This window comes from Burkholderia sp. Bp9143, from assembly GCF_003853645.1.
Taxonomy (GTDB): domain Bacteria; phylum Pseudomonadota; class Gammaproteobacteria; order Burkholderiales; family Burkholderiaceae; genus Burkholderia.
On record NZ_QTPO01000129.1, the window covers coordinates 1 to 1,574 of the forward strand.

General features: G+C 61.8%; 1 protein-coding gene. It reads left to right on the forward strand.

The genetic code is table 11. The annotated features are described in order from the left end of the window. The first annotated feature begins 54 nt into the window (after positions 1 to 54). Positions 55 to 1,518 carry an IS1182 family transposase gene (locus DIE23_RS38935; RefSeq protein ID WP_124618177.1) on the forward strand — a complete coding sequence of 488 codons (1,464 nt, stop codon included), beginning with the start codon at positions 55 to 57 and terminating at the stop codon, positions 1,516 to 1,518. Positions 1,519 to 1,574: the final 56 nt, after the last annotated feature.

A 1,574-nucleotide genomic window follows, 5' to 3' on the forward strand; every position in this document is an offset into this window, starting at 1 on the left:
TCAGATTGCTGACAAACCCTCGCCAATTGCGAGGGTTTTGTTTTTAATAGCGGGATGCTGAAGACCCCGACGCCCACGCAGCACGAACTCGAGATGGTGACGCTCGAGGAACTCGTGCCGAAGGACCACCTGCTGCGCCAGATCGACGCGGCGGTGGATTTCGAGTTCATCCGCGAAAAAGTGGCGCATCTGTACTGCGCTGACAACGGGCGGCCGGCGCTCGATCCGGTGGTGATGTTCAAGCTGTTGTTCATCGGCTACCTGTTCGGGGTGCGCAGCGAGCGGCAATTGATGCGCGAGGTCCAGGTCAACGTCGCCTACCGCTGGTTTGCCCGGTTCCGGCTGACCGACAAGGTGCCGGATGCCTCGACGTTCTCGCAGAATCGCCGGCGGCGTTTCACGGACACGGCGGTGTATCAGGAAATCTTCGACGAGATCGTGCGGCAGGCGATGAAGCGCGGGCTGGTCGATGGTCGGGTGTTGTACACGGACAGCACGCATCTGAAGGCGAACGCGAACAAGAACAAGTTCGACGTGGTGAAGCTGGAGCAGACGCCCGCGGCATACACGGAGAAGCTGGATGCTGCAGTGGATGCGGACCGGGCCGCGCACGGCAAGAAGCCGCTGAATCGTGACGACGACGAGCCACCGCCGAGCAAGGACACCAAGATCAGCCGGACTGATCCGGACAGCGGCTACATGGTGCGGGACGACAAGCCGAAGGGGTTCTTCTATCTGGATCACCGCACGGTGGATGCCAAGCACGCGATCATCACCGATACGCATGTGACGCCGGCGTCGGTGCACGATAGCCAGCCGTACCTGGATCGGCTGGACCGACAGCGCAAGTGTTTCGAGTTCAAGGTCGAGGCCGTGGGGCTGGATGCGGGCTACTTCACGCCGGCGGTGTGTCAAGGGCTGGAGGAGCGGGAGATTGCCGGGGTGATGGGCTATCGCGCACCGAACCACAAGCCGGGCCTATTCTACAAACGGCAGTTCAAGTACGACGCGTATCGCAACGAATACGTATGCCCGCAAGGACAGGCGCTGCCGTACAGCACGACCAACCGGGTCGGCTATCGGGAATACAAATCCAATGCTCGGATCTGTCGGCGCTGTTCGGTACGCGCGCAGTGCACGAACAGTGCCAACGCGGTGAAGGTGGTGACGCGCCACGTCTGGGAACGCGCCAAGGAGCGAGTGGACGCGCGACGTCTAACCGAATGGGGCCAGCGCATTTACGCGCGGCGCAAGGAGACGGTGGAGCGCAGCTTCGCCGATGCCAAGCAATTGCACGGGCATCGTTATGCCCGCATGCGCGGGCTGCGCAAGGTGGCCGAACAATGCTTGCTGGCTGCGGCGGCGCAGAACATCAAGAAGATCGCGATGCTGCTGGCCCGCAAGGGGAAAAACGGGCCGGCGAGTCCCGATTGGGGCTTCGTCCGCATCCTGCTGCGCCTGGTGGGCCGTTTGCACTGCAGAATCGACTACTCGTTCGCGGCCAGTCAGCAATCCTGACTCCAGAAAGACAAAACCCCACGCTTCGAAAAACGTGGGGTTCGTCAGCAGTCTGA